The sequence below is a fragment of the Gordonia sp. GN26 genome (assembly GCF_054823965.1).
The window spans coordinates 1-9,352 of sequence record NZ_JSYC01000121.1; the positions used below are offsets into that span (position 1 = coordinate 1).

Annotated in this window: 8 protein-coding genes; 3 read left to right on the forward strand and 5 right to left on the reverse strand. The window is 67.2% G+C overall.

Annotated elements, in window-relative coordinates; all coding sequences use genetic code 11:
• Window positions 1–310 precede the first annotated feature (310 nt).
• From OK17_RS19320 to OK17_RS19335, 4 genes are all read right to left on the reverse strand, one after another.
• Window positions 311–1,081, reverse strand: a complete 771-nt coding sequence (locus OK17_RS19320; RefSeq protein ID WP_461418430.1) for a DUF6928 family protein — start codon at window positions 1,079–1,081, stop codon at window positions 311–313.
• Between the two features lie 3 nt (window positions 1,082–1,084).
• Window positions 1,085–2,161, reverse strand: coding sequence for a septation protein SepH (gene sepH / locus OK17_RS19325; protein WP_461418434.1), 1,077 nt, complete (start codon window positions 2,159–2,161; stop codon window positions 1,085–1,087).
• 231 nt (window positions 2,162–2,392) lie between these two features.
• Window positions 2,393–3,538, reverse strand: a complete 1,146-nt coding sequence (gene serC / locus OK17_RS19330) for a phosphoserine transaminase (protein WP_232717278.1) — start codon at window positions 3,536–3,538, stop codon at window positions 2,393–2,395.
• A 242-nt stretch (window positions 3,539–3,780) separates the two neighbouring features.
• Window positions 3,781–4,908: a citrate synthase 2 gene (locus OK17_RS19335; protein ID WP_461418431.1), complete on the reverse strand. Its 1,128-nt coding sequence runs from the start codon at window positions 4,906–4,908 to the stop codon at window positions 3,781–3,783.
• A gap of 166 nt (window positions 4,909–5,074) precedes the next feature.
• Between OK17_RS19335 and pdxH the strand changes: the two genes are divergently transcribed.
• The 3 genes from pdxH to OK17_RS19350 all read left to right on the forward strand — a co-directional run bounded on the left by pdxH (window position 5,075) and on the right by OK17_RS19350 (window position 8,246).
• Window positions 5,075–5,770: a pyridoxamine 5'-phosphate oxidase gene (gene pdxH, locus OK17_RS19340; protein WP_269784911.1), complete on the forward strand. Its 696-nt coding sequence runs from the start codon at window positions 5,075–5,077 to the stop codon at window positions 5,768–5,770.
• Between the two features lie 89 nt (window positions 5,771–5,859).
• Entirely contained in the window at window positions 5,860–7,128 is a 1,269-nt protein-coding gene (locus OK17_RS19345; protein WP_461418432.1) for an MFS transporter, read from the forward strand.
• A 44-nt stretch (window positions 7,129–7,172) separates the two neighbouring features.
• A complete protein-coding gene (locus tag OK17_RS19350) occupies window positions 7,173–8,246 on the forward strand; it encodes an isopenicillin N synthase family dioxygenase (protein ID WP_461418433.1) in 1,074 nt (357 codons plus the stop codon).
• Window positions 8,247–8,350: 104 nt separating this feature from the next.
• On the opposite strand, the gene OK17_RS19355 is transcribed toward OK17_RS19350, so the two are convergent.
• Window positions 8,351–9,346 carry an oxygenase MpaB family protein gene (locus tag OK17_RS19355; RefSeq protein ID WP_461418435.1) on the reverse strand — a complete coding sequence of 332 codons (996 nt, stop codon included), beginning with the start codon at window positions 9,344–9,346 and terminating at the stop codon, window positions 8,351–8,353.
• Window positions 9,347–9,352 lie beyond the last annotated feature (6 nt).

The window sequence follows — 9,352 nt, forward strand, 5'->3', positions numbered from 1 at the left end:
TCGATCCTCCTCGCGGCGGCGTACCCGCGCAGCTGACCCAGCGAGCCTCGAAGCTGGTGAACCGGCCGTCGTCAGGGTCGAAGGTCCGCTCCCTGAGAAGCGCCCAGATCCCGACTGCCGAACCTCAACTCGACCGGCAGACGTCGATCGAAGTCTGCCGGTCGGGTTGACGTCGACCGGTAGTCAGGTGGGCGACGGTGTCTCACCAGGGCCTCAGAGGCTCGCTGCGCTCTCAAGCCGCAGGGAGCGAGGGCGACGCACCTAAACGCCCCCATGCCGCAGAGGTTGAGGCCGGGCGATCGTCCTCGGCCTAGAACCCGAAATACTCCCTGAACCGTCCACGCTTGCGAGGTGCCCCCGCGGGCGCGCTGCGTTCCGCGCCACGCGCGGAGGTGGCTCTCCGGTAGTTCTCGAAATCGTCGGCGGTCGGCTCGTACTCCGCGGGATGAAGTGCGAAGCAGGTGACGGTGATGTCGGCCGGATCGAGGTCCGTTGGCGCGAGGGGATGGGTGTAGCGGAACCCGAGCCAGGACCGGTTGGCCTCCTCGGCGAGTTGCGCCGGATGGAAGGGGAGTGCCATACCTTGGTTCGGCACGCCGTCGGCGTAGGTGAGCGGGAATTCGCCGCCCCAGAACGGCTTCTCGAAGGTGAACGGGAGGCCCTCGTCCTCGTGGATGGTCACCGGGTCGGCGGAGAACGAGCGTCGAAGTGACCGCGACTCCCATCGCGCGAATGCGCCGAACGACGTCTCGGGTTCGGTGTAGAGCAACGTCGTCACCGTGCTCGGACGGATCGCGGTCAGCGTTCGGGTCAGCATCGAGGGGGTCGCCGTCTCGAACAGTGAGCACGAGACCACGGCGAGCGAGCCGTAGAAGCCGGCGTAGACGTGGTGGTCCCTCGCGGCGGCTGCGGTCGCGAGGTCGGTGTCGACGAGCGGGACCAGCACGCTGTCGCCGTAGATCTTCGAGGCGAGCTGCTGGGCGTGCTGATGGTCATGCTGTGGAGCGCGCACGACGGTTCGGAGGTCGTCGGCCGGGTCAGGGGAGTCGATGAACCAGACGGTGGCGGCGCGTGCCGACATCGATCAGCTGTTCCCGTTGCTACGTACGCCGAGCAGGACGTCCTCCCAGGCGGGCACGGCGGGCTTGCGGGTCTTCTTCTTGCGCGGACGATCGGCGTGGGCCGGTCCGGAATCGCGGGTCGCCGACGACTCCGATGAACCAGAAATGCTGTCCGGGGTGGCCGCCGGCTCGGCGTCGGTGGTCTCCCGGAGTGCGGGCTCGGCGGGCTCGTCCTCGACATGTGCCTCGACCGGGGCGGCCTCGACGGGTGCCTGTGCGACGGGAGCGGAGATCGGGGTGACCGGAGCCGGCGGCGTGCGCTCGTCGGTCTCGTCGTCGTCGAACCCGAAATCCAGGGGGACGGTGCCGTGATCGTCGTCCGCAGTGCGACGTTCCTGCCGTGCACGCTGCGCACCGATGAGGGAGTTGGCGTCGATGGTGACTTCCTCACGCCCGGCGGACGTCGTCTCGACAGCAACCTCCGGTGCGGCGACAGGAGTGAGTCGACGCCGCGGCGCGATGGTCTCGGGGTGGGTCAGTTCGTCGGCGAGGTCGTCGAGCGGGTCGACGGTGCCGCCGTGGGTGCCGGGCTGGTAGCGCCAGTGCGCGAGGTTGTCGGTGCGTCCGACGCTCCAGGCGACCTGCACGACCCAGTAGCCGCCGTCGTCCTTCCAGGCGTCCCAGTCGGCGTCGGCCGGGTTGTGACCGTAGGCGACGAGACCTTCCGCCACGGATTCGGCGAGTGTCGCGACGGCCGGGCCGTCATGCCGGATCGGGTGGGCCGCACCGGCGAGCTCGGTGGCACGGCTGCGCTCGAGGAGCACCGGGTGGGCGAATCGTTCGATCTTGTCGACACCCACCCCGGCCGCGGCGGCGACCTCGGCGACGGAGGCACCCGCGCGGATGCGTGCCTGGATCTCTCGTGGCCTCAATGCACTTTCCATCTCGATCTCGATCTGTCCCAGCCTGGTGATGTCGCCGCGGGCCGCGGCGCGAAGGCGTTCGTCGGAGGCGATCCGGAATTTCTCACCCGATTGAGGGTCTTGGCAGATGACGTGGGAACCATCGGTTTCCACTCCGACGACGCGGAGCTCACGCATCTGCTCCTCCTCCGGTGGGTTCATGCATTGGGGTCACATTAACTCACCGATCTGCCGATTCACTGTGGGACACGCGGTAAAACCGCAGTTCAGAACGCGTGGGGCCGTTGCGACACCAGCGATGGGTGCGTCGTATGTGGTCTGTGGTGTCCAGGCTACCCGTCCGCCTGAACGCGACCGGCGCGTCGACCCGAGGGTCGACGCGCCGGCAACGGACGGTTCTGGCCGAGCTCAGAGGCGCTCGACGATGTAGTCTATGCAGTTGGTGAGCTTGGTGATGTCTTCGGGATCGATGGCCGGGAACATGCCGATACGCAGCTGGTTGCGGCCCAGCTTGCGGTACGGCTCGGTGTCGACGACACCGTTGGCGCGCAGGGTCTTGGCGACCGCGGCGGCGTCGACATCGTCGTTGAAGTCGATGGTGCCGACGACCTGGCTGCGGTTGGCCGCCTCGGCCACGAACGGCGTCGCGTACTCGCTGGCCTCGGCCCACTGGTACAGACGCGAGCTCGAGTCGGCGGTGCGCGAGACACACCAGTCGAGACCGCCGTTGTTGTTCATCCACTCGATCTGGTTGGCGAACAGCAGCAGCGAGCCGACGGCCGGGGTGTTGTAGGTCTGGTTCTTGCTGCTGTTGTCGACGGCGGTCGGCAGCGACAGGAACTCCGGGCACCAGCGGTCGGTCTCGGCGATCTCGGCGACCCGGGCGAGTGCACGCGGGCTCATCAGCGCGACCCACAGGCCGCCGTCCGAGGCGAAGCACTTCTGCGGCGCGAAGTAGTAGACGTCGGAGTCGGCGACGTTGACGGGCAGGCCGCCTGCACCGGAGGTGGCGTCGATGGCGATGAGCGCGTCGTCGGAGCCGGCGGGGCGCACGACCGGCACGGACACACCGGTCGAGGTCTCGTTGTGGGCCCAGCCGATGAGGTCGACGCCGCCGAAGTCGTCAGAGGTCAGCGCGGCGGGGTCGGGGGCGGTGCCGGGGTCGGTGGAGATGACCGCGGGCGAGTCCAGGAACGGCGCCTTCTTGGCGACGGTCGCGAACTTCGACGAGAACTCGCCGTAGGTGAGGTGGAGCGAACGCTGCTTGATCAGGCCGAACGCGGCGGCATCCCAGAAAGCGGTGGTGCCGCCGTTGGAGAGGACGACCTCGTAGCCCTCGGGCAGCGAGAACAGGTTGGCCAGACCCTCACGGATCGAGCCGACCACGTTCTTGACCGGTGCCTGACGGTGGCTGGTGCCGAACACCGATGCACCGGTGTCGACGAGGGACTGCAACTGCTCGGGGCGCACCTTCGACGGTCCGCAACCGAAGCGGCCGTCCGACGGCAGCAGGTCTGCGGGCAGGGTGATGGGTGCGGTTGCGGAATCGCTCATGGCGTCAATTCTAGGGTTGTGGCGGACGCCACTTCCCGGCCACCTCGGCTTACGCGTTACCGAGCGCTCCCGGAATCGGCATTTCGGACTACTGCGGCGGGCCTTCCCGAGAATCGCTACTCGAGCCCACAACGCCTTTCATCCGGGTTGGCCGGCCATGCAGCACAGCGGCTGACTGATGGCTCACCACCCCGCGCCAGACGCTGGTCAGGGTCCAGTCTGCTTGGATTTTGCGGCGCCGGTTACAGACCCGGCTTCACCAGGTCGCCCCAGCCGGCGACGTCCTCGGGACGGCGGGGTGCGGGACCGGTGTAGATCGCGGCGGGACGGACGAGCTTGCCGAGGCGCTTCTGCTCCAGGATGTGGGCACACCAGCCGGCGGTGCGGCCGCAGGTGAACATGGCGGGCATCATGTGCGGCGGGACCTCGGCGAAGTCGAGGATGACGGCCGCCCAGAATTCGACATTGGTCTCGATCGCACGGTCGGGGCGTCGTTCACGGAGTTCGGTGAGTGCGGCCTGCTCGAGCGCGGCGGCCACCTCGAAGCGTGGGACCCCGAGCTCCTGGGCGGTGCGTCGGAGAACGCGGGCGCGGGGGTCCTCGGCGCGGTAGACGCGGTGTCCGAAGCCCATCAGCTTCTCCTTGCGATCGAGGATGCCCTTCACCAATCCTCGTGCGTCGCCGGTGTTCTCGACCTCCTCGATCATCGGCAGCACGCGTGCCGGGGCGCCACCGTGCAGCGGTCCCGACATCGCGCCGATCGCTCCAGACAGCGACGCCGCGACGTCGGCGCCGGTGGAGGCGATGACCCGTGCGGTGAAGGTCGACGCATTCATGCCGTGCTCGGCGGCGCTGACCCAGTACGCGTCGATGGCGGCGACGTGCTTGGGGTCCGGGTCGCCCTTCCATCGGGTCATGAACCGCTCGGTGACGGTGGAACATTCGTCGATGACGTGCTGCGGGACCGCGGGCTGATGGATTCCGCGCGCCGACTGCGCCACATAGGACAGCGCCATCACCGATGCGCGGGCCAGGTTCTCGCGCGCGGTCTCGTCGTCGATGTCCAGCAGGGGCTCGTAACCCCAGATCGGGGCGAGCATCGCGAGTGCGGCCTGCACGTCGACGCGCACGTCGCCGGTGTGGATGGGCAGCGGGAACGGTTCGGCCGGGGGCAGTCCGTCGCCGAACTTGCCGTCGACGAGAAGAGCCCACACATCGGCGAAGGTCACCTTGTTCTCGACGAGATCCTCGATGTCGACGCCGCGATAACGCAGGTTGCCACCGTTCTTGTCGGGTTCGGCGATCTCGGTGGTGAATGCCACCACGCCTTCGAGACCTGGGACGAAATCCTCGGGAACCGCGTTGGCCATGACAACCACCTCACTCGAGACAACTGTGTCCTGCAATCACGTGCGTCGATCCAGATCGAACTGTAGATGAGCACGACGCCCCACGTGTACCAGGGAGTAACGATGTCGTCGGAGTAAATTCAGGCAAGTGTTGGAGAAACCGCTCGATTCGATCGATCTGCCGAACATGCGCGTCGGCTACGGCGGAGGTATTCCGCCCAACATCGGAGAGGGCGATCGTGCGGCGGGAGCAGACGGAATTCGCGAGAACCTCGACCCCAGCTGGCTACGCGGCGATCCGCCGTGGCTGGACCTGTTCAGCGTCTGGCTGAAGGAAGCGCTCGAGGCCCGGATCGCCGAACCCAACGCGATGGTCCTCGGGACCGCCGACGCCGACGGCCGGCCGTCGACCCGCACCGTGCTGTGCAAGGGTGTCGACGCCAATGGGGTGGTCTTCTTCTCCGGCTACGAGTCCGACAAGGGTCGGCACCTGGCCGCCAATCCCTACGCGTCGGTGACGTTCCCGTGGATCGCGTTGGAACGTCAGGTCCATTTCCGCGGTCCCGTCGAGCACGTCAGCGCCGAGGAGACCCAGGCCTACTGGGAGCTCCGGCCGCGTGGCTCGCAGCTGTCGGCCGCCGCGTCGAATCAGTCCCGGCCGATCGGCAGCCGGCTCGAACTCGAGCAGAAGGCCGCCGATCTGGCCGACCGCTACGGCGGATTCGACGCCGGCGACGAGATCCCCGTCCCCTCGGACTGGGGTGGCTACCGCATCGATCCGGTGGAGGTCGAGTTCTGGCAGGGCCGGGCGAACCGTCTGCACAACCGGGTGCGGCTCACCCACGTCGACCACGAATGGCACATCGAACGACTGCAGCCCTGAGACGGAACCACTCGTGATCGGCGGGGATGTGTAGCGGTCCTCACGGACCGGACGGAGGTCACACCCGGTGGCGTCCTAGCATCGTGGGAATGTCACGGCTCCTCGCAGACACGACGCCCCTGCGGAACCAGTACTTCCGGCGTCTGTGGATCGCGAACATCGTCACGGTCATCGGGGCCCAGCTCACGATCATCGCGGTGCCCGCGCAGATCTACGAGATCACCGGTAGCTCCGCATACGTCGGACTGACCGGAGTGTTCGGTCTCGTCCCGCTCGTCGTCTTCGGGCTGTGGGGCGGCGCACTCGCCGACGTCGTCGACCGCCGGACACTTCTGATCGTCAGCACGATCGGCCTCATCGTCTGCAGCGCGCTGTTCTGGGCGCAGGCTGCGGCCGGCGGCGACAACGTGTGGATCCTGCTGGTGCTCTTCGCCGTTCAGCAGGCGTTCTTCGCGATCAACCAGCCGACGCGGACGGCGGTGCTGCCGCGCCTGCTCGACGCCAAGGACCTGCCCGCGGCGTTGTCGCTGAACATGACGGTCATGCAGGCGGGCGCGATCGCCGGACCGCTCGTCGGTGGTGCGCTGATCCCGATCCTCGGCTACTCGTGGCTCTACTTCGCCGACACGCTGTTCCTCCTGCCGACGCTGATCGCGGTCGTGATGTTGCCGTCGCTGCGGCCCGAGAGCGACGCCGCGCCGAAGGTCGCGGGACTGCGGTCGGTGATCGAGGGTCTCCGCTACCTGACCGGTCACAAGATCCTGATGGCGTCGTTCCTCGTGGACCTCATCGCGATGATCTTCGGCATGCCCCGGGCGCTCTTCCCCCAGATGGCGCACGAGAACTTCGGCGGGCCGGAGGGCGGCGGCATCGCCTTCGCCCTGCTGTTCACGGCGATCTCGGCGGGCGCCGTGGTCGGCGGCATCTTCTCGGGCTGGGTCACGCGCGTCGAACGGCAGGGTCTGGCCGTGATCGTGTGCATCATCATCTGGGGTCTGGCGATCACCGGCACGGGTATCGCGGTCTCCTTCGCCGACGGTGCGGCGATGCCGATGCTCGTCGTCGCGGTGGTCCTGCTGATGATCGGCGGTGCCGCCGACATGGCCTCGGCTGCCTTCCGCCAGACCATCCTGCTCGAGGCCGCCAACGACGAGGTGCGCGGACGCCTGCAGGGCGTGTTCATCGTGGTGGTCGCCGGCGGACCGCGTATCGCCGACGTCGCGCACGGTACCGCCGCGGCCTCGATCGGCGTCGCAGCGGCGACAGCCTTCGGTGGCGTCGCCGTGGTGATCGCGACGCTCATCGCCGCGCTGCTGATCCCGGCCTTCGTCCAGTACCGGGCAGGTCAGCGCACCTGACCTGTTCGTCGCCTGGCCAGCGGTTTCGGTGTTTCGGTGTCACCATGGACGCCATGACCGCCGCCACCGAGGGTTTCGGAGTGCCGATCATCGACATCTCGCCCTACATCCGCAACGGTGATCCCGCCGACCGGGCGGTCGTCGCGGCGAAGGTCGACGACGCCGCCAGTTCGGTGGGGTTCATGCAGATCGTCGGCCACGAGATCCCGCCCGCGGTCATCGAGGAATTCACCGCGGTCATGGACGATTTCTTCGCGCTTCCGCTCGAGGCGAAGAAGGCCTATCGCACGCCGCCCGAGATCAATCGCGGCTATGCGCCACCGAAATCGGAGTCGTTGTCGCTGTCGCTGGGTGTCGAACAGGCGGGCCGGATGAATGACTTCTTCGAGGCGTTCAACGTCGGCGTCGAAGCGCGCGAATACCCCGACCTCGCTCTTCCCCTGGACCATTACGCCGCGAACACGTGGCCGGCCGTCGACCATTTCGAGGCGGCGGTGTCGGCGTACTTCGTCGAGGCACGACGTGTCGCGCACACCCTGACCCGCATCTTCGCCGACGCCCTCGACCTCCCCGCCGACTTCTTCGAGGGTTTCACCGACCACTCGCTCGACGTCCTGCGCATGAACAACTACGCCCTCCCGCCCGGCGAAATCGATCTCGACGGGGAGCTGACGGGGATGGGGGAGCACACCGACTACGGCATCGTCACCGTGTTGTGGGCGGATCAGGTGAAAGGGCTGCAGGTGCTCGACCGCCAGGGTCGGTGGCACGACGTCAGTCCCGAGGACGGTGCACTGCTCATCAATCTCGGTGACCTGATGGCCCGCTGGACCAACGAGCGGTGGATGTCGACGCTGCATCGGGTGAAACCGCCGATCGTCGATGGCGCGATCGAGCGCCGACGATCCGCGGCCTACTTCCACGACGGCAACATCGACGCGATGATCGCGACCCTGCCGTCGTGTGTCGGTGCAGGCAGCCGATACTCGCCGATCACGGTGGGGGAGCACATCGGCGCGAAACTCGCCGGCTCACGGGCCGGTCGGCCGAACCCGTATGCGCATCGTGAGGCCGAACGGGTACGCCACGCCATGCGTCGGGGCTTGGGACAGCAATAGGCCACCCGAGGAGTTTCGCTCACCTCATCCGTTCCCGCTCACGCAGAAAAAGTGAGCGCCTACGGAGATCGTGAGCGCGACCGCCCGCCCGACTGCCCGGGACCTCAGTCCGAGGTCAACACCGTCGGATACGTGGCTCGACGAGCAGCGGTCACCGGGCAGTAGTGCATCGGGTTGTCGCGCTGGTCCAGCGGCGGCAGGTTGCGCTTGGGTGTGTGCACGATCGGCGCGTCCTTCGCGACCTTGCCGTTGACGCGGTCCCAGGCGTCGCGCGGTCGCGGATGGCGCAGAAAGCGTTTCGGCAACATCTTGTGCATGACGAGGTTGATGCCCTTGCCCAGCAGGCGGAATCGACGCTCGTCGGCATCGGACCACTCGAGCCCGAGGATCTCGCGGATCGGCTCGTCGTAGAAGCCGGTGGTCAGCCACATGAACAGCTTCTGGTTCTGCGGGACGAGGTATTTGTCCCAGACCGACTTCGGGACGAAGCTCAGGAACGGCGGCGGCGGCAGCTGGGTGATGTCGAGGACCGTACGCACCGAGACGTGGTCACGAAGCACGTTGCGGCACATGTAGTCCCAGTACTCGAGGAAATCCTCGTAGGTCTCCGGGACGGGACGCATCGAGACACCGTACTGGGCGTACCAGGCCTTGGACTCCTCGAACAGCTGGCGCTTCTGATCCTCGGTGAGGAACGGGCCGAACCGTTCGCACAGACGGACGTTGCCGTACCAGAACGTCGCATGCGCCCAGTAGAAGACGTCGGGATCGAGTGCGTGGTAACGCGATCCGTCCTCCATCGTGCCCTTGACCGTCTTGTGGTAGTCGCGGACCTCGAGCCCGGTTTTCGCGCCGGGGATGACGGAGTCGAAGACGACGCCGCTGATCGGGTAGAGCGAGCGCATGAGGCGCTGCCAGCGTTCACCGAAGAAATCGGAGTGATCCCAGACGGCCGCACCCAGCTTGGGGTGCATGTTCTGGATCGAGCCGGCCCACAGTCCCTGGAACATACCGGTCCAGGTGCCCCAGATCTGCCAGGTCAGCGAGTCGGGACCGAGGGGTTCGTACTCGTGGGCGGCTTTGACCCCGGAGGCGTTGATCTCGTA